Source organism: Paraburkholderia aromaticivorans (assembly GCF_002278075.1).
In the GTDB taxonomy this organism is placed as follows: domain Bacteria; phylum Pseudomonadota; class Gammaproteobacteria; order Burkholderiales; family Burkholderiaceae; genus Paraburkholderia; species Paraburkholderia aromaticivorans.
Genome location: NZ_CP022989.1, coordinates 403,367 through 423,301, shown reverse-complemented (window position 1 = coordinate 423,301; position 19,935 = coordinate 403,367). Strand labels below are relative to the sequence as shown.

The 19,935-nt window shown below is 59.6% G+C and carries 15 protein-coding genes; 11 read left to right on the top strand and 4 right to left on the bottom strand.

Features of this window, described 5'->3' with window-relative positions; all coding sequences use genetic code 11:
• Positions 1-46 precede the first annotated feature (46 nt).
• On the top strand, positions 47-790 hold the full coding sequence (locus tag CJU94_RS40695) for a hypothetical protein (protein ID WP_157763703.1): 744 nt from the start codon (positions 47-49) through the stop codon (positions 788-790).
• 218 nt (positions 791-1,008) lie between these two features.
• Complete coding sequence (locus CJU94_RS01795) at positions 1,009-1,863, top strand: glycosyltransferase (RefSeq protein WP_095420177.1); 855 nt, start codon at positions 1,009-1,011, stop codon at positions 1,861-1,863.
• A 9-nt stretch (positions 1,864-1,872) separates the two neighbouring features.
• On the opposite strand, the gene CJU94_RS01790 is transcribed toward CJU94_RS01795, so the two are convergent.
• Complete coding sequence (locus CJU94_RS01790) at positions 1,873-2,964, bottom strand: acyltransferase family protein (protein WP_095417302.1); 1,092 nt, start codon at positions 2,962-2,964, stop codon at positions 1,873-1,875.
• Between the two features lie 115 nt (positions 2,965-3,079).
• Between CJU94_RS01790 and CJU94_RS01785 the strand changes: the two genes are divergently transcribed.
• From CJU94_RS01785 to CJU94_RS01755, 7 genes are all read left to right on the top strand, one after another.
• Complete coding sequence (locus CJU94_RS01785) at positions 3,080-4,051, top strand: UDP-glucose 4-epimerase family protein (RefSeq protein WP_095417301.1); 972 nt, start codon at positions 3,080-3,082, stop codon at positions 4,049-4,051.
• A 130-nt stretch (positions 4,052-4,181) separates the two neighbouring features.
• Positions 4,182-5,222, top strand: coding sequence for an MraY family glycosyltransferase (locus CJU94_RS01780; RefSeq protein ID WP_095417300.1), 1,041 nt, complete (start codon positions 4,182-4,184; stop codon positions 5,220-5,222).
• A 5-nt stretch (positions 5,223-5,227) separates the two neighbouring features.
• Positions 5,228-7,105 carry a polysaccharide biosynthesis protein gene (locus tag CJU94_RS01775; protein ID WP_095417299.1) on the top strand — a complete coding sequence of 626 codons (1,878 nt, stop codon included), beginning with the start codon at positions 5,228-5,230 and terminating at the stop codon, positions 7,103-7,105.
• Positions 7,106-7,843: 738 nt separating this feature from the next.
• Positions 7,844-8,011 carry a hypothetical protein gene (locus tag CJU94_RS40690; protein WP_157763702.1) on the top strand — a complete coding sequence of 56 codons (168 nt, stop codon included), beginning with the start codon at positions 7,844-7,846 and terminating at the stop codon, positions 8,009-8,011.
• A 929-nt stretch (positions 8,012-8,940) separates the two neighbouring features.
• Positions 8,941-10,139, top strand: a protein-coding gene (locus tag CJU94_RS01770) for an IS3 family transposase (RefSeq protein WP_095420176.1) whose coding sequence is annotated in 2 segments (ribosomal slippage) — positions 8,941-9,256 and positions 9,256-10,139 — 1,200 coding nt in all. Because the reading frame shifts where the segments join, the coding sequence is not laid out codon by codon here.
• 1,371 nt (positions 10,140-11,510) lie between these two features.
• Positions 11,511-11,993 (top strand): nuclease-related domain-containing protein, encoded by a 483-nt coding sequence (locus tag CJU94_RS01765; protein ID WP_244220899.1) that lies wholly within the window; start codon positions 11,511-11,513, stop codon positions 11,991-11,993.
• A gap of 557 nt (positions 11,994-12,550) precedes the next feature.
• Positions 12,551-13,573, top strand: a complete 1,023-nt coding sequence (locus CJU94_RS01755) for an IS30 family transposase (RefSeq protein WP_095417297.1) — start codon at positions 12,551-12,553, stop codon at positions 13,571-13,573.
• A 33-nt stretch (positions 13,574-13,606) separates the two neighbouring features.
• Here the strand turns inward: CJU94_RS01755 and CJU94_RS01750 are convergent, their stop codons facing one another.
• The gene (locus CJU94_RS01750) at positions 13,607-13,975 is read right to left on the bottom strand and encodes a hypothetical protein (RefSeq protein WP_095417296.1); all 369 of its coding nucleotides are present in this window, start codon (positions 13,973-13,975) and stop codon (positions 13,607-13,609) included.
• A gap of 9 nt (positions 13,976-13,984) precedes the next feature.
• Entirely contained in the window at positions 13,985-15,082 is a 1,098-nt protein-coding gene (locus tag CJU94_RS01745; RefSeq protein WP_095417295.1) for an integrase domain-containing protein, read from the bottom strand.
• Between the two features lie 2,172 nt (positions 15,083-17,254).
• Between CJU94_RS01745 and CJU94_RS01740 the strand changes: the two genes are divergently transcribed.
• Positions 17,255-17,731 (top strand): hypothetical protein, encoded by a 477-nt coding sequence (locus CJU94_RS01740; protein WP_244220898.1) that lies wholly within the window; start codon positions 17,255-17,257, stop codon positions 17,729-17,731.
• Positions 17,732-18,086: 355 nt separating this feature from the next.
• Positions 18,087-18,653, top strand: coding sequence for a nuclease-related domain-containing protein (locus CJU94_RS01735; protein ID WP_244220897.1), 567 nt, complete (start codon positions 18,087-18,089; stop codon positions 18,651-18,653).
• Between the two features lie 42 nt (positions 18,654-18,695).
• On the opposite strand, the gene CJU94_RS01730 is transcribed toward CJU94_RS01735, so the two are convergent.
• Positions 18,696-19,796, bottom strand: coding sequence for an MraY family glycosyltransferase (locus tag CJU94_RS01730; protein ID WP_095417294.1), 1,101 nt, complete (start codon positions 19,794-19,796; stop codon positions 18,696-18,698).
• Positions 19,797-19,935 lie beyond the last annotated feature (139 nt).

The following is a 19,935-nucleotide window of genomic DNA, read 5'->3' as shown; positions in this document are numbered from 1 at the left end:
TGGGCACGAGCGACGCTTGCCGGCAAACAGAAACAAGTGAGGTATTGTGAAATATTTCGTTCATATTCCCAAGACGGCCGGGACATCGTTGGGCGCGGCGGTTTTTGGTGCGCGATCTGCGACATGTTCTGTCTATCCAATTTATTCCGGGTTGAATAAGCGAATAGCTGATGAGGCGCGGCCCGGCTTGACGGGTGAGTCCCTCTTGTTCGGACATTTCGCGTTTGGGGCGCACGTTCTATTTGGTGATGAGAACCCACTGTACGCCACTGTCATGCGCGATCCGCTGGAGCGAGTGGTTTCTCTTTACCGTCATCACGCTAGGTTTACTGATTCTCCCTATTTTGAATTCATAAAAGATGGGAATCTTTCTTTGCGAGATTTTGTGGAGTCGTGCGTAACGCCAGAAACTAATAATGAAATGGTCCGAATTTTCTCGGCAAGCTATCGCTACTTCCCGCTCCTAGAGGATCGATTGGCAAATTATTGGTGGAGCGTTACAAAGAAATTGCCGACGAGACAGATTAATGAGGGGTTTCGTTTGAAGCGTGCTTTGGAGAATCTCGATAAATATTTTTCGCACGTTGGCTTCGTGGATAGCCTCTGGAAGACTGCCAATTTTGTTGCGGGATGGTTAGGATTGGGTCAGGATGGCTTGGTAGTCGCTAGAGAGAATGTGTTCGCTGGTCCGCGTGAGATGCTTTCGGCGGGGGATCGCCGCGTAATTGAAAATGCCAACGAGCTCGATCTGGAACTTTATAGTTTGATAAGACAAAAGAGGGCCGTCTAATCAGTTTGCGTATACTCTCGTGTGGCGAGGCGCGGCCTGTTTCCTCAGCGCGGTGACGTGAGCGCCGCGTCTTCGGAGCAAATATCCGCTCGCGAGGCTCCGCTGACGAGGGCCGCAGGCGGTACTTGTCGAAACGCGCGGGGTCAGGCAGACTTTTTTGGTTGGTTGCCGCTTTCTCTTTTCATTCCCATTCGCCGAGCCGTCTCCGCTGTATGAATATGTTGAATCAAGGCCCCGTTCCACAAGGCGCGTGCGCGCTGGACACGGCGCCGCTGTTGAGCGTGTCGATCGTGGTCTATCGACCGGATCTGGCGATGCTCGAACGCACGCTGGAGACGCTTGCGGCTGCTCTCCGCCGCTTGCTGCTCGCGGAGAAAACGCCGCTCTATCTCATCGATAACGGTGCGCCGGAAGAAACGGCGCGAGTTCCTGCCGCCGCGCGACGCGAACCGTTCGAATTACACGAGATTCGCGGCCAGGGGAACGTCGGCTACGGACGCGGCCACAATCTCGCGCTCGAACAGATGCGCAGCCGTTATCACCTAGTGCTGAATCCCGATATCGAACTGAACGAGAACGCGCTGCGCGAGGCGCTGGACTTTCTCGAAGCGCATCGCGAGGCGGGCCTGCTCACGCCGCTGATTCGCAATGGGAACGGCGAACAGGCGTTCCTGTGCCGGCGTTTTCCGTCGGTGCTGGATCTGTTCGTGCGCGGTTTTGTGGCCGCCCCGCTGCGGCGTCCGTTCGCGCGGCGGCTGGATTGGTACGAGATGCGCGACGTGATGGACGCGGGCCGTGTGTTCTGGGATCCGCCCATCGTCAGCGGCTGCTTCATGCTGTTTCGCACCGACACGCTCAAGCGCCTCGAAGGCTTCGATCCGCGTTACTTCCTGTACTTCGAGGACTACGACCTCAGCCTGCGCACTCGCAAGCTCGCGCGCGTCGTGTTCGTGCCCGGTGTCGAAGTGGTCCACCACGGTGGCGGCGCGGCGACGAAGGGACGAAAGCACATCATGCTGTTCGCACGTTCGGCCTGGACCTTCTTCCGGCGCTTCGGCTGGAAGTGGTTGTGACGAGCGACCTCAGGGCGTCGCCAGAGCAGTCGCGGCGGCGCGGCGCTTCTTCGGCTTGAGCAGGAGGAATTTCTTCTCGATCAGATGCCACGAGATCACGGAGAGCACAAGCGTCGGCACTACCGAGATGAGGAAATTGACGTATGGTCGCCCGCCAGCGTTGACCAGATACGAGACGGTCTGCTGAACGACGAAACCGTAGATATAAACGCCGTACGAGAAGTCGCCGAAGCGCCCGGTCCATCCGAATACTGCCGGTTTGGCGAGCGAAAACGACAGAATGGCGTAGGGCAGCACGAGATAGAGTCCGATCTCGTAGGTGATCGTGCCTTGGGGAATCGCAGCCAGCATCAGCACCGCGAGCAGGGCGGCCTGCAGGTTGTAGGCCTTCTGTGGCGCCAGAATGCGCCAACTCGCGCCGAGGAAGAAGTACGGCGCTGCATCGAGGGCGGACACCACATCGGTCGCGTAAAAAACGATCTGGTGGGCGGGGCGGGCGAAGCGCACCAGATACAATCCCGCAGCGCACAGGATGACGGTCGCGATGAGGATGCGCAGTTTCTCGCCGCGACCCCACAGGACGACGAGCGGGCAGAGGAGGTACATCGAGAACTCGACCGGCAGGGTCCACAGCGAACCGTTGACGGCATTCGGATAGGTGATCTTGTCGAAGACGCCCGGCAACGCGTAAGACGGGTACAGTACGATGTTTCCCAGATAGCGGCGCGTCCACTCGTTCGCAAGGTATTCCTTGAGCGGCAGCCACGTAACGAGCGGCCCGAGCACGAACGCGCTGAGCACGACGCAGACGAACAGTCCCGGGAAAATGCGCAGGCAGCGGCGCCACAGATAGCGATAGGGCGAGGGATCGCGGCGCCAGCTCTCGATCACGAGATAACCGCTGATCACGAAGAACACCTTGACTGCGAGCGTCTGCACTTCGTTGCCGAGAATGTTCGGGCTTGCCACACCGCTCAGCGGAAACGCATGGCCGTACACCACGATCAACGCCGCGATGAGGCGGATGGCATCGAAGTTGTCGCGCGGATGGGAAAGCTGGCGAGACGCGTCGGAACTGGTGGCGGGCTTCAGATTCTGCATGGGGCGGGCAACGGGGGCCGGGATTGAAAACAAGGGATCGTAGATGATACTACACAAGGATTTTTTGCAAGTCCGCCTGCAACGTGGCGGCGCGGCGTATCCGGAGCGCTGAGGAATGACCTCGCGCATCGCCATCACCGGCGCCAACGGCTTCGTCGGGCGCGCGCTCACGCGCACCCTGCGTGATGCCGGCATGCAGCCGGTCGGAATCGTGCGCGATGGCGCGACGCACGAGCAGGGCGACGAGACGGTGCGCATCGCATCGCTCGACGCGATTACGCCCGATGCCTTCGCCTGCGCCGATTCAGTGATCCATCTCGCGGCCCGCGTCCACGTGATGCGCGACGCGGCCACCGATCCGCTTGCTGCCTTCCGCGCCACCAACGTCGACGGCACGCTGAAAGTTGCCGAAGCCGCGATGCGCGCCGGAGTGAAGCGCTTCGTCTTCGTGAGCAGCATCAAAGCGCTCGCGGAGCTCGACTCTGGCAGGCCACTCAATGAAACCGACGAGCGTCATCCTCCCGATCCGTACGGCGTATCGAAAGCGGAAGCCGAAGTGATGCTGCAAGACTATGGCGCACTCGTGGGCCTGGAGATCGCGGTGATTCGTCCTCCGCTCGTCTACGGACCGCAGGTCCGTGCAAACTTCTTTGCATTGATGCATGCGATTGCCAGAGGCATGCCGCTGCCGATCGGCGCGGTCGCTGCGCGTCGGAGCATGGTCTATGTGGACAATCTTGTGAGCGCGCTCGTCGCTTGCGCGACGCATCCGGATGCCGCAAATCAACTGTTTCACGTGACTGATGGCGAAGACGCGAGCGTCGCGGAACTGGCGCGCCGTCTCGGTCAGCATCTGAAGCGACCTGCGCGGCTTGTACCCGTGCCGCCCGGCGTGCTAAAGATGGCGGGGTGCCTGACTGGAAAGGCCGACCAGATCGATCGGCTGACGGGCAGCCTGCGCGTCGATTCGACCCATATCCGCGATGTGCTGGGCTGGTCGCCCCCGTTTTCGCTGGACGCAGGGCTGGCTGCCACGGCCGCATGGTATCTCGCGTCACGACCCGCCGCCTCGGGGCGCACGGATTAACGCTCCTCCCGGTCAGGCGAATTAACGCCCAGTAACAAGCGATAGGTCTCCGTAACACGCGAACGCGCGTTAAGCCAGCAAGATCCGAATTTCGACAATTGCGCCTACCTTCACAGCACCAATATTTGGGATGGTCCACCCGGTGTTTCCTTTCTTAATCGATTCTCCATGGATCTCGGCCGCGTGTGTTGCGGCGGTTTCGCTCGCGGCCTGTGCGTTGATTCTCCTGACGTTGCTGCGTACCGGCCTCGCATGGCGTCTCGCGACCGATGTCCCGAACGAACGTTCGCTACACACGCTTCCGACGCCACGGGTGGGCGGCTGGGGCATCGTTCCGGTGGTGGTCGTGGCGACCCTGATCGTCGCGCCGCACCTCTGGCTTGCTACGCTGTGCGCCGCATTGCTGGCCGCCGTCTCGCAGATCGATGACCGGCGCGGATTGCCCGCGCGGGTCAGGTTCGCGGCGCACCTCGCCGCCGTGGCGATCTTCGTCTGGGCGCACCCGGCGCCCGTGCCGCTCTGGCTGCTTGCGGCCCTGTCATTTTTACTGCTGTGGCTCGTCAATCTTTACAACTTCATGGACGGCGCGGACGGGCTCGCCGGCGGCATGACGCTGTTTGGCTTCGCGGGGTACGCGATCGGCGCCGCAATCACCGCGCATCCGTCGCCGGAACTCAGTCTCGCGTCGGCGGCCGCGGCGGGCGCCGCGGCCGGCTTTCTGGTCTTCAACTTTCACCCCGCGAAGGTCTTCCTCGGCGACGCCGGCTCGATTCCACTCGGTTTTCTGGCGGGCGCGTTCGGCTATTGGGGCTGGGGCGACGGCGTCTGGCCGATCTGGTTTCCCGCCCTGGTGTTTTCGCCGTTCATCGGCGATGCGTCGGTCACGCTCCTGCGACGGCTGTTGCGCGGCGAGAAGATCTGGCAGGCACACCGCGAACACTACTATCAACGCATGGTCCAGTTCGGGCTCGGGCATTCGAAGACAGCCATCCTGTGGTATGCGGTCATGGCGACTGGTATAGTACTTGCTCTAAGCTTGCTTGACTGGCCTTCCGCCGTTCAATGGTGTAGCGTTGGCGCTTGGGTGATCGTGCTGGTATTGATAGGTATCGGAGTCGATTCACGCTGGCGTCGATTCCGGATAGCAGAATCCGAACAACCTGAGGTGTGACGCCGATGTTTCGACACAAAGCCTCATGGCTATCGTTTAGCGCCTTCGCCTTCGACCTGTGCGCGGTCGCGGGCGCTTGGCTCGCCGCATATCTTATCCGTTTCAATGGCTATGTTCCGGTCGAGTTCTGGTCTGGCGCTGTCCGAACCCTCGTTTGGGCTCTCCCCGTTTACGGTGTGATGTTCCGCATCTTTGGCCTGTACCGGGGCATGTGGGTGTTTGCGAGTTTGCCGGACCTGATGCGCATCGCGAAGGCCGTGCTGACCGGCGCATTCGCGATGATGATGGTGGCGGTCATGGCCCAGCCGCATCCCATCATTCCGCGCTCCGTCCTCGCGGTGTCCCCGCTTCTGTTGTTCCTCGCCATGGGCGGTTCGCGCGCGCTCTATCGCGCATCCAAAGAGTTCTATCTTTACGGCGGGCTGGTCGGACAAGGCAAGCCCGTGGTCGTGCTCGGCGCGGGCAATGCAGGCGCGAACCTCGCCCGCGAACTGTCGCGTTCGAGCGAATGGCGGCTGGTCGGCCTGCTCGATGACGATCCGGCCAAGCAGGGCCGTGAAATCTACGGCTACAAGGTGTGGGGGCCCATTAGCGATCTGCAGCACTGGGCTACCGATATGAAGGTCGAGCACGCGATCATCGCGATCCCTTCGGCGTCGGTCGATGCGCAGCGGCGCGTGGCGACACTTTGCGTGCGCGCCGGCGTGCGGGCCATGGTGTTGCCCGCATTGACCACGCTGACACAAGGCGAAGCGTTCCTGTCGCGCGTTCGTCAGATTGATCTGGAAGACCTGCTGGGGCGCGAGCCGGTGCGCATCGACATGCCGCACGTGGAGGCGCTGTTGAGCGGCCGCGTGGTGATGGTGACGGGCGCGGGCGGCTCGATCGGCTCGGAGCTGTGCCGCCAGATTCTGCGCTTCGAACCCGCCCAGCTGATTGCCTTCGACCTGTCCGAATATGCGATGTACCGCCTCACGGAAGAACTGCATGAGCGCTTCCCGAAGCTCTCCGTGGTGCCGGTGATCGGCGACGCAAAAGACTCCTTGCTGCTCGACCAGGTGCTGTCGCGCTACACGCCGCACATTCTCTTTCACGCGGCGGCGTACAAGCACGTGCCGCTGATGGAGGAGCTGAATGCGTGGCAGGCGGTGCGCAACAACGTGCTCGGCACGTATCGTGTCGCGCGTGCCGCGATTCGCCACGACGTGAAGCACTTCGTGCTGATCTCCACCGACAAGGCGGTGAATCCGACCAATGTGATGGGTGCGAGCAAGCGTCTCGCGGAAATGGCTTGCCAGGCGCTGCAGCAGACCAGTACGCGCACGCAGTTCGAGACCGTGCGGTTCGGCAATGTGCTCGGCAGTGCAGGCAGCGTCATTCCCAAGTTTCAACAGCAGATCGCCAAAGGTGGGCCGGTCACGGTCACGCATCCGGAGATCACGCGCTTTTTCATGACGATCCCCGAAGCGTCGCAACTCGTGTTGCAGGCGTCGAGCATGGGACACGGTGGCGAGATTTTCATCCTCGACATGGGCGAGCCGGTGAAGATCGTCGATCTGGCGCGAGACCTGATCCGTCTGTATGGCTTCAGCGAGGAACATATTCGCATCGTGTTCACGGGGCTGCGCCCTGGCGAGAAGCTCTACGAGGAACTGCTCGCCGACGATGAAGCGACCACGCGCACGCCGCATCCGAAGTTGCGCATCGCGCAGGCGCGTGAAGCGCCCGACAATCTCCTCGATGAACTGCTTCCCTGGCTCATGCAGCATCGTGTGCCGAGCGACCAGGAGGTCCGGCGCGATCTGCGGCGCTGGGTGCCGGAGTACCAGCCGGCTGCGGCGCCAGCGTTGCATAGCGTGGCACCGGCTGTGCGGGTGTCCTGAAGTCAAAGTCAGCGCGCAGATAGCTGGTGGGAAACAAGGCGCCTCCGGGCGCCTTTCGTTTTTTCTATCTACTTCGTTTCTTGTGCCGCTTTGGCTTTTCGAACCAGACGATTCGAAAGTAGAACTACGTAAGCCTCTGCCTCAAGTTTTGGGCCGCTGCCCGTTGGTCGACGGCCGACTTTCGCCGGTAGCTGCGGCGCTGGCTGATTCATATCTCTGGCAGTGCATCCAGGAACAGCGAACGCCGCATGAAGGCCCAAGAAGAACACTTGCGGCATCCGCCCTATCTTATCCTTCGAGGGAGAGGTTGCCGTGCCGTGTACAGACATCCAGAACGAAATAGCGCCGTCCGATACTCGATAAGCGTTCGCAGTGCTTTCCTGCAGGCCCAAAGACCGCGAAAAAACCAGGGGCCATAATTTGCTGTCGCGCAAAAGGTCATGGACGGGAAAATTACCGCGCGTGACTTCTGGTCAATCGATCCCGTGCTGATTGACGCCGCCCGGTACCGCACCCTCCAGCGACTCGCCCATTTCGTCTATATCGATGATGTTCCGCAGTGCAATTTCCCCGCATCCCGGCCACAGGCGGTGCGAAGAACGCTCCTTCGAAGATACGGCTGCAGCCGCATTGACGATCTGCCTGAACGGAGCCGGTGGTGATCTGACTTCCCATGCCAACGGCCATACTGGACTTGGCTCTTACCGCGCCGGTGAGATACACCACGTGAGAAACCACATGTCCCCGATCGAATATATCCGCGCAGCCTACCGTCACCGCCATGATCTCGTGCCTCAACTGCTGGCGGTTCTGGCGATGGGCGCTATTCTCACTTACCACGCGCTCACCAGCCCCCATGCTGAACTGGCTCTTCTTCAGAACCTGAAAGCAACGCGGCTTCGCTAGCATCGCGGTCTGCTCGCGCTCGCATCAACCAGCGGAATTCATCCAGTGAGCTACAGTTCATCGGGGACACGTAGACATTTGCGCCGGCACCGGCGACGCCGCGTTTCGATCATATTCCGGCCCGGCGAGCGTCGGTCATGATGCTTCCCTCCCAGAGCGGAGAAAACGCCCCTGTCGCTTGAAGGATGAGCGAAACGCCCGAGTGCCTATAACACGTTACAACATGACCCTAATTGGGGGATCGCTAACCTATTGAAGAGGTGTTGTTTTTGTTGACGTCGATTTGTTTCCAATTTTACATCACCCTCCCAATTGGAAACACTTAGGCGCTCTCGCCAAGTACAATTCCGCCGCTCGTCGATACAGACCGGGAACGTTGGTTCGCGGATTAAAACGGGTATCCGGAATCCACGGCTGATCGCCTTGACTCGCAGGTGCGGACAAATCCGGAGTTCCTCGTTGATGCGTGTTGTCGTGGGCGATGCCACATCGCACGGCACGGCCCTCGTGTCTGAACTTGGGGCCACGAGGGTATCCTATACCGCAGTCGTGGATCACGACGTCACTATGCCGAAGATTGTGCCGCATGTACTCCTCGCAGAGGCGTCAACGTGAAACTGGGTCTCGGGTATATATACGACCGTTATTGTGTGCGCATCTGACGCACGATGTGCCCGGTGTTTCGCTACGCGCGCCCAACGGATGGCTGGCGCGCACAGCAAGCTCCGGCAGTTGCGACGGGATTGCCGGTTGACAGGTGGAGTAGCCCCTTGATTCTCAGGACACGAGGCACCCCTTAAAATAAGAGGGAATCTTGTGACTAGTTTCAAGCCTATGGAGTAGCCCCTTGATTCTCAGGACACGAGGCACCCCTTAAAATAAGAGGGAATCTTGTGACTAGTTTCAAGCCTAGGCAAATCGTGGAAAGCATTGAAGTTCTGACCGAGCCGGAGCGCCGTCGTCGACGTTCGGTCCAGGAGAAAGTGGCCATCGTGCAGGAAACCCTGGAGCCGGGAGCAACGGTTTCAGCGGTTGCCCGGCGACACGGGGTCAACCCAAACCAGGTGTTTGCGTGGCGCAAGCAATACGAGGAAGGCAGCCTGGCTGCGGTGAAGGCTGGAGAAGCCGTGGTGCCGGCCTCGCAGTTAGCCGCAGCGATGAAGGAAATCAGGGAGCTGCAGCGTCTGCTTGGCAAGAAGACGCAGGAGGCAGAAATCCTGAAGGAAGCAGTCGAGTATGGCCGCTCAAAAAACTGGATTGCGCGCTCGCCCTTACTGCCCGGGGACGACCAATGAAAACGGTCTGCGATGTTCTCGGCGTAGCGCGCTCTGCTTTGGCAGTCAGAAAAGCCCGCTCCCCGGACTGGCTGGACGGCCGCCGCGCCCGACAGACCGACGACACGGAGCTGGTCGCTGCAATCCAGGAGCACGTGGCGGGCTTGCCGACTTATGGATACCGGCGAGTCTGGGCACTGCTGCGACGTAGTCACGAAATGACTGGTGCGCCGTGCGTGAACGCCAAGCGGGTCTATCGCGTCATGCGCGACCATCAACTGCTGCTTCGGCGCCTTGGCCAACGTCGCGATACCCGCCGGCATGACGGACGCATCGCCGTTGACCAGAGTAATGTCCGTTGGTGCTCGGACGGCTTCGAGTTCCGTTGTGACGACGGCTCGCCGTTGCGCGTGACGTTTGCGCTGGACTGCCATGACCGGGAGGCTATTAGCTGGGCAGCGACTACCGGCGGCCATAGCGGCGACGTCGTGCGTGATGTGATGCTCGCAGCGGTCGAGCAACGCTTCGGCACGACGCAGGCAGGCGCACCCATCGAATGGCTGTCGGACAACGGCTCTGCCTACATCGACCATCGCACGCGCAGTTTCGCTCGAAAACTGGGCCTGGAGCCGTTGACTACGCCCGTTCGTTCGCCGCAAAGTAACGGCATGGCCGAGTCGTTCGTGAAGACAATCAAGCACGATTACATTGCCTTTATGCACAAGCCCGATGTGCCAACCGCGCTCTCACATCTGGCCGGCGCATTTGAGCACTACAACGAACGCCACCCGCATAAGGCACTGAAGTACCGTTCTCCCCGGGAGTTCCGGCGAACCGCTGCCTCATCAACTTAACGGTGTCCGAGTGTCCTGAGTTACAGGGGCAACTCCAACAGGCGCTACGAGGCGCAAATCCTCAGTGACCAAACACGGAGGCGCCGTTCAGGGTGATACCAGGCAGATGCCTGAGATCGGCAGCGGCCCTCGACTTTTGCCGAGTCGGACCGTTGCCCCAATGGCGGCGTGCTCAGCCCGTCGCGCGCCGCGTCTCATCCGCTGATCGAAAGAACCCCAGGCCTGGTTGCGGCGCATGATTCCGTCGGAGCAAGTGGGCGAAAGACGGCGAAATTTGCGGTCTTTCTCACAAAGTCGTCATAACGCGTTATCGCCTGGAACGTCGTACTTTAAACAATTCCCCGATTGGAGGCTCTGGCGTGACGAGCTGGATAAGAGCGCGTCTTCTCAGGACGTTAATGCCACGCGATGACCGGTAGCCGCTGCGAGGATGAAAGCTATCGGCACTTCACAGTATGTGGAAAGCCACTGCACATGAAAAGCGCGTGCCCGCCTGGGTCGACCTTGGTCCCAATGACGCGACAGGGCTTCCGCACAATGCGCGGTTGTCGACGATGTTCCCCTGGGGCAGCTTGATACAGTCCAAGGCGTGGCGTCGTCATTTAAGCTGTGCTTTGTAACGCTGCCCTGGCTGCGGTTCCGGCGCCCGACCTGCTTCAATCCTGCCTTTTCCTCAGGCTTCACGCTCGTGTCCTTCCTTGGGTTCACACCTGAGCTGCCGCTCGTCACGGAATAAAAGCCAACGGCCGCTACCCCGGCGACTAACAAGAAGGTCGCAGCCGATCGCGCTTCAGTTGCTTCTTTTCCCGAAGCGTTGCCTTGACTTTCGCCTGCACATGGCATGCTGAACTTACTGAAAGTTGTTCTACTCAGCGAGGTGAATGCCAGCGGCCGGTTAATCGACCTTGCGAACTCGCCAACTTCCGAAGTCCACGGCCTGACGGACAACCTCAGGATTGCAGCACCTGCAGACTTTGGACCGCTACGTCATCGACGCGCGCAACCATGATCGCATATGGAATTGCGAGTAGATCGTACCAGGCGCGCCGTCTGCAGAGATCGAACGTACGGCTAACGTGACTCAACGTCGCAGTCAAAACATTAGCAATCCAGATGAAATCTGTAATGCATACACGCAGGCCGGAGGTGAGTTTTTGGCCGACACTCTGTAGTCAACGAAAGGAGAAAAAATGGAACACGTTAAGGCGCTGCTTTCTCTCGCAGCAAAGGATGCCTCAAATGACGCATCCTGCAATCGGAGCTTGACTAAAGATCCGAAAAAAATTGGGTGGCCACCGCGATGGGTGGATGGCGCATCGACGTAGTTTGTGTTTACCGTTAGCAAAACAGGTTGCGTCGATACTGAAGGCAATGTCCGACGGTGCATTCGTTGTACGCCGCGGAGTGGTACTGGAGCACGCACCTGGGACGCTCAATCCAGTGACCTGGGTAGATTGTCTTGCTGTCTCTCCCTTCGGAGTGTTCGTCATCGACCAGTACGATTGGATCGGAACGGTAAAGCGCTCGATGAACGAAGACGAGCTTCTCGTGCGTGAAAATTCTGGCGTCGTTTGCGTTAAAACTTCTCCGTTGCGCAGGGCAAAACCGGCTCTGCGACACCTGCGGCCGATACTCGGCGAATACAACTGTCCGGTTGGGTGCATCGCCGTATTTGCTGACCTGTATTGTGCGCTTGACCCCACGTTGCCGGAAACAATCCTGCAAGGGTTCGAGCTGCGCCATTTTATGCGCACGCGGTTGAACCGCTTCCGCGACAGTCATCTGCGATATCTGGACTCCAGGACGATCGCCGCACATTTGCAATGGCGCTGTGCAGACTGGGGGAACGGTTGATGCATGCAAAGCGGTGCCAACAAAGCCAAATGGCGAGGGAACGACTAGTGAGCGACAACCAGGGGCGCACCGGTATCCGAGGCCGTATCGTGAATCCGGCGGCGTTGATCGACGGGTACGCTTTTCATCGGGCTACGCGTCTGCCCACGGGTGCGGATCCTGGTTAGCACAAGCACGCTTTCGACGACATCGGCTGTCTCTTGCGCGGGGAAAGGCGCGCTCTTTTTCGCGGCTTTCAGCGCGATGAATGACATGGAGGAGGCTATATTTCTTGCACACCCCGCGTTATTAACGCATCGACCCCGAACGAGCGGAACCGCTCCATTGGGCGTCGTCCTTGCTTCCTACGCCTTCCATGCGAAGGTGCCTCTCGGCGCCCCTTTTTTTCTCGTCGCTGGGACTATTACTCATAATCTCGTTAGGGTCCGGAACGCGGCGGCGTTCTCAATGGAGCAGCATCTTTCTTGTGTTGTGAAGCGTCTTAGGCTGATCGGGTTTTCGGATCCGGTGGCGGCCTCAAATCTGAAGTGCAACACCGTTTCGTATAAGGTGTTGCGATGCACGAAAGAACCCAGTACCAGCAACTACAACCTGAAGAGCGCCTGACCATTGCAAGCCTGCATCTGCAGGGTTCGAGTATCCGGGCCATGGCCCGGATACTCGGGCGCTCGCCGGCCACCGTTAGCCGTGAACTGACGCGAAACGGCTATCCGGCAGGCTACGCATCGATACCGGCTGAAGCGCTCAGCGCCTCACGCCGCAGCGCGGGGCGCCGCCCCACAAAGCTTTGCCTGCAAAGCGTCTGCTGGCGCATCGTTCTCACCCTGCTTGAGTGGAAATGGTCACCCCAGCAGATATCGGGCACACTGAAACGTATGTATCCGACCGACCCGACCCAGCAGGTTTCGCACGAAACCATCTACACGGCCATCTACGCCCAGCCGCGCGGCGAACTGCGCCGTCAGCTCATTGCGTGCCTGCGCCATGGTCACAGCACGCGCATGCCGCGTACACGCGGCACAGACCGACGCGGACAGATTCCTGACATGGTCAGTATTCATGTGCGGCCGCCCGAAATCGAGGACCGACTGCTGCCCGGACACTGGGAAGGCGACTTCATCAAGGGCGCGGGCAACCAGTCCTCGGTCGGCGTTCTGGTTGAACGGACCAGCCGCCTGGTGCTGCTCGCAAAGATGGAAGACGCCACCGCAGCTTCAGCGCTGGCGGGCTTCTCCGCCAAACTTAATTCGATTGTCGCGCCACTGCGGCAGAGCTTCACTTATGACCAGGGCAAAGAAATGTCGCGCCACAAGGAGCTCACGGCCGCAACCGGCGTGAACGTGTACTTTTGCGACCCGCACAGTCCATGGCAGCGCGGCACCTGCGAAAACACCAACGGGCTGCTGCGACAGTATCTGCCCAAAGGCACCGACCTTTCGGTCTACAGTCAGGACGAACTCGACGCCATCGCCGACAGCCTGAATAGCCGGCCTCGTGCAACTCACAACTTCCATTCACCATTCGAGGTCTTCGCCGCGACCCTCGCATCAGCAAGCCAAACTCTAAACTCTAAACATTAATCCCGCTGTTGCGCTTCACCTTTTCGGATCCGGTCAAATACAAAGCGTTTTTGCGAACCGATACTTACCATTCTCATCATTGGCAAGCCGATGACGTTTGACTCGAACACTGAGTCCAGTTAGCTGGTTGTGAAGGAAACCGGATTCCAGTAACACCATCCTGATGCAGGTGATTTCCAGGAGAAGAAACTCAACATCAACGCATCGCTTCGAGCGCGCTTCGACAAAGCCTGCAAGCAAAGCCACATCAAGGTCCTGCAGCCGGAATGGATGCGACGGGTACGGAGCAATGGACTGATCAAATTCGAGCCAGACCGTGGCCATGATGGCGCGCATCATGTCGTTGCATCCGATCTTCTCGGCGCAACGCTTGACCTGCTCCAGGAGCGAGGAATCGGACATGGAGGTCTCTCAAGTGTTGGAAGGATGCTGTTCCATTAGCGCGTCGTCTGCCGAACATGCCAGATCGTGCGCCCCATTTGGTTGGCCGATAGGATAGCCGCTTAACGCGCCATGTCGGCGTTTTGCCAGAAGGCGCGCTGTCGCCCGCGGTAGTTTGCTCGGTGGGCGGCGACGATCGGCATCGATATTGTGCAGTGATATATGCCCCTCGAACCTCTCCCGGATCGGCTGGCAGTAGTGTCCAAGAATCATCTGGATGCGGGTAGGGCCGTGTCCAAGCGATTCGCTGAGTTCCACCAAAACCTCGTAGGGGGCCATTTCCGCCTCCAGCATTTCGACTGCACTCTTGAGCGCATACGTGTAACGAAGTGAATGAAAGCTGATTGGCCCGACCATACCAGCCCGGCGGAGCAGTGCTTTGAGTCGATTCATTGCTGATCTGAGCGTCTTGCCGTTGCCAGTAATCAATTCGAGATTGTATTCGCGAGCGTACGCGAGCGCGGAACGGATTGCTTCAATCGTCTGCGAGCGCTCGCTCTCGATGATCCGCACTTGCCTCGGTCTTGCGTTTTTCGAGCCACGCATCAACGGAAGCGCGGAATCGCCGCGCACGAGTGCGTCAAGCCACATTCCGAGATCGGGTGCACACATTAGCGCCTCCTTGCGTCGAAGGCCGAGATGCTGTGCGAGCGATATCATGTGCATGAGCCCGTGGTCTATCCCTTTCGCTCTGCCAATCAGCTCGTCAATTTCGATCGGGTTCAGGGCCCGTTTTGTCCCTTTCCGTACTCGTCGAACGAGTTGAAGTTCCTTGTTGTTGCACACTTCGTCAATGTTCCGGCCGGCAAAGCGTGATGTGACACGAACAGCCGAAAATATGTTCGCAAGGGTGCCCGCGGTCTTGCCCTGCGCCATGCAGTATTGGGCATAGGCATGAATCACCCATTCCGGAATTTCACTGACCGATGCGCGTAGTTCCCCTAGCTGCCTGGCAAAGCGCAAAAGGCCTGTTGTATCGAACCGCCTGTTCTGCTGAGTTGCAAAGCTGCCTCCTGCTTTTTTGCTGCTTACTGCGGAATTGTGTATGGCCTTTGACATCATGCTCATGAGCTAGCTCCCGGGTGTGACCCGCATGTCAACTCATGTTCGCCCGCGGGGGGAGGCAAACACGGCCCCAGTCACGATGAGCTCGTGACAGATCCGGAATACGTTCGGATGTCTGCAATGACGGGCTTGGCCGGGGCGGGGCGAGCGCGTACGTAAGCAATTGAATTCGGGGAGAGGGCCGGGTAATGCGTTGAGCTGTGGGATCCGGTTACGGATAGGCCCTTGGTGAAAGCAGGTTCTGGATGGAAAGTGGAAGCCCGCGAAGAGGAATTGCGTCAATGCGGGAGCGGTGAGTGGCGGGTGTCTGACAAAGACACTCCTTCTGCACCCGTCATGGGAGCAGACGCCGCGATTGGAGCGCTTGCGGCCTTCATCCGGAGATGAATGAATCGCAAGGTTTGTCTTGATGGATACCGCGCTGTATATCGCAAGGAGAAGATGCTTCCTCGACATCGGGAAGACATTGGCGGCATGGCCGCGTCACGAACACCGCTCGTATCTGTGGCGTAGGCGTCAGGGAGCGAATCCCTGGTACGTTGAAAAGACTCGCCTGTACGGAACTTCCGTTGGCGAGCGATCACTTACCGCACAGGCGGTAACTGGTCGCGACGCGACACCGACTGCGCGTGCTGGCCTGAAAGAGTGAGAGAGGCACCACGCGAATGACGCTGTGGGAACTTCTTGCTTTGGAAAAGGCTCTGGCTCGATTGAGCCGTGCACGCCCGATTCATGTTGATGCTGCTAACACGAACTTGGCAAAGTGCTTTGCTTCGCCGTGAGGCTGAGCAATGCTTGTATAGAAATTGGGCTAAAAAGCCCCCAACCCCCAGCAAGGGGTGTAATGGTCGATGCTCGTGACGTGAGCGAACGGTACTGCAATCATTAGAACATAGCTGCAGAGATAGCAAAAGGGGGGTGTCGCTTTCGCACAAAAAGCAGGTCGCCGCAGCATGGGCAACGTCCTCGAGTGGCCCGCGACGCAACACTATGTGGTGACCTTCGATCGCACACCAGTCCACGGTCGGCGATTACGTTCGGCCCCCATCCTGGCGCGCTTCCTTGCCTGACCAACGGGTTGGCGGCGTACGTCACTGCGAATGGGGGACGAGAGAGATTCTGTTGTCTGGCCAACGCATTGAGCAATCGTTGAGCGAATCGTAGTCAGTCGGTGACAGCCGCATTGTCTCAGCGCGGTACATCAGTGGGGAGTAAGGTGGCCGCCACGATCGACGCAAACAGCGTGGCCGCGTCCGCGAAGTGCTCCAACGAGAAATTGGCCGATCCGCGCAGTGCTCTGAAAAGTCGTCCCTTCCGCGCGGCCTGAAGGCTGAATATCGCGGGCTACGTGAGCGTCAGTGTGTTCGCGCTCAGATGGGGGGCCGTCTGGAATACGGTAATTCGCGTGTCGGCCGGTAGGTCGTCGGCGCATGCGGCCGTGCGAAATCCCGGTCACCGATGGTATGGCCGCAATGTGGGCAGTGCAGTTCTCTCCGGTGCAACGCGACGGCGCGCGGTTGCGGTTCCCTCTGGGACGAAGCTGCGACCGATGAACGTCGCGCAATGAGCTGCCTCCTCTGCCGGCGCGCACCACGGTCCATCATCCAGCCCATGCCTACAAACATTACATTGAGTCCAAGTAACGGCCATGCGATGTCCATGCTGGCTCCCCGCTGTTTCGGTGTGTCCAGCATAGCATGGGTACCGTGAGCCGCCGGCTTGCCAGTTTTGACGGCGTGGGGGTATATTCACGCCTGCGTCCACAACGCATCGATCTTGCACTGCCATAGCCGTCCGTATTTTTTGCGATCGGCCTGTCGGCAAAGCCGTTCGCCCGTACGCCTCTGGTTGGCTCTCTGGACACTGTACGCGCTCCTTGGCACTGTGAGTTTTAGTGCCTGTCTTTCGGCTGTCCCTCCTCCTTCCCTTTTTTCTTCTTTGCGAACTTCTGACGGCCATCCCGGTCCAGGCGGCGTGTAGCGTCGGCCGTTCCAACTTCACCTCTGACTGCGTCTCGATGGCATCTAGCCATCGTCTGCACACTTCCTTGCCCGTGGCGCGCGCGGCCCGATAAACAGCGCACTCAAACGGCAGCGCGCTCGCCGCGCCGCTGAACGCCGGTCGGTGCCGGTGTGGCATCGACCAAGTCACGGAATCAATACAAGGAAAACAAACATGTACATTCTTTACGAATACCGGTACGTGATTGCCTGCAGCAGTCTGCCGCATGAATTCAGGCGGGAATTCCGCAGGCTTGCCCGGGGCCGTGTCACGTCGACGTATGATTGGCGCACTCGGGCCAAGGATCCTGTGCCGGCTGAAACCCAATGCCGGCGGGTGGCGGAGGTATTGGCGGGTTTTGAGGCGCTGCGCGCCAGCGGGTATGCTTTACAAACACCGTGGAACTTCGGCAGCGAGCATTTGCGGGTCCTCATCAATCGCTGGTCCACGCAGCGGCTGACATCTGAAGAGGCGGCCGAGAGGCTCGAGCATTGGCGCCAGTTTTTGCAATGGATCCGAAAGCGCCAGCTCATCGCTTTACTGAGTGCGCCTCTCACCGTGGGTGCGTCGAGTGTCGAGAGCAGACATGTCCAATGCTCGCATGCGGCATGCCTACTCGCGACCAGACATACCGATGCTCACAAGCGATAAGGCCATGGAGGCCCTCACGGAACACCGTGGCGACCTGCGCAAGGCGGCCCGCGCGCTGGGGACAACCACGCATTCTGTCTGTGAGGCCCTGAACGATGGTCAGCCACGAGAAAAGCGGCTTCCTCCCGGGCTCACGATCCTGTCCTGATGCTTGACTTCCCCTAGCGCTCGATACGCTGGTTTCACCTACCTAAACAAAGGAGAAGCCAGCATGCTGATTCACACTATCTTCGGGCTCGCGAGTGCATTGCTGTAAGCGTATCTGAGCTGTAACGATAAACGGTCGGCTGATGAGGAAGTTCGAGAAGCGCGGGCGGCCTCTGCCCAAGGGCGGGGGGAAGAGGGAGAGAGGGAGGTGTCAGCCGAGCTGCGCTGGCACCTCACACGTTTGTGCGGCGAAAACTGGGCAGTATTGGATGGTCTCGTGTTGATCCATGCGCCGGGGAGCACCTTTCCGACTGCAGAAATCGATCATCTGGCGATTACGCAGTTCGGAGTCTTCGTGGTCGAAACAAAGCATTGGGCCGGTGTAGTCACACACAGTGAAACCGACGACACGTTGACGCTCACAACGGTGGAAGGACAGCGGTTCGTGCGCACCTCGCCAATGAAGCAGAATGCGACGAAGGTCCGGTTTTTGCGCAACCTGCTTCCGCCGCGGCTGTGGATCGTCGAAGGGCTCGGTGTCTTTTCGCATGAAGCGGCAATGGTAGCCCCCACACTTCCAGCGGCGCTGCTTGAGCGTAGCGAACTTTACCGGCACCTGCGGGTACGACAGCAGCAGTTTGCGCGCACCGGGACCGGGCACCTGCCCGTTCGCGCGATAGTGGACGCGATCTTGCGGCATGCAGACACGCGCCCCGAAGCTCTCGTTGAACACCGGCAACGAATCCAGGAGGGCCGCTCGCGCGGCCAGGACTAGCCCGGACCTGACACTGCTGATACGAGGAGGGGTGAACTGGGCTCACTGTCTCCTCTTCCTTACCACCATCCACCGCGGCGACTTGAACCGCACGATGCTCACATAAAGCCACACATATGTCGCTGCAAACACCACCACGAAGCAGAACAGATGCAGCGTATGCCGCCAGAACAACGTGGCCGGCACGACCGCGATCAGACACAGCAGCCACAAATACGGCGACGTCAACGAATTGCGCCGCGTCAATTCGCGAGCGGTGCGCGCGCCTACCGCCCAGCGCATCAGCCGCTTATACACCAGCATGTGCAGATGCACGCCGTCGGGAATGCCGGGCGACATGCCGCGAATGAATTTCTTCCGGTAGATCGAGAAACAGGTCTCGAAGATCGGATACATGAACAGCAGCACGGGATACCAGGCCGACACGTCGCGATGGCGCATCACCAGCATGATCGACAGTTCGGCCAGCATGAAGCCGATGAAATAGGCGCCGCCGTCGCCGAGAAAGATCAGCCCCGCCGGGAAATTCCAGATGAAGAAGCCGAGCACCGCGCCCATCATCATGAACGAGGCGGACAGCACGATCGGATCGGAAACCTGGAACGCCACGTAGGCGAGCGAGGCGAACATCATGAACGCGACCATCGACGCCAGCCCGTTGAAGCCGTCGATGATATTGATCGCATTGGCGAGCGCGGCAACCGCCAGCACCGTCACCGCGCAGGAGATCACCGCGTACGAGAGCAGGAAATCGAGCGGCGGCACGCTGATGCGGGTCACGGCGATATTCAGCAGAAAATACGCGAGCGCGGCCGCCGCCATCGTGCAGACGAGCCTCGCTAGCGGCGACACGCGCTTGGTCAGGTCTTCCACCAGACCCGAGCCGAAGGCCGGCATGCCGCACGCAATCAGCCCGAGAATGCCGCCTGACACGGCGGGGTACGCGTGATGCAGCTGCACGGCGGAGACGATCAACCCGAGCAGAATGCCGGTTCCGCCGATGCGCGGCACCGGGCGAACATGGAATTTCTGCACACCGGCCAGATCGGTATCCGTGGAGAATTTTTCATGCAGATGCGCATAGCGCACGATCAACAACGTGATCAGCAGTGAAACGAGAAAGCCGAGCGCAAAACTAAGCATGAAAGTGGGCCTGAGCGAAGACGCCGAATTATACAAATGAAACGCCGGGTGCCTCGAAAAGCGGCGCCTCGGCGCGATGCCGCGGCGATCCCAGATAGTGCGCGCAAACTGCCCGCAAACGCCCGCCAGTCATGGATTC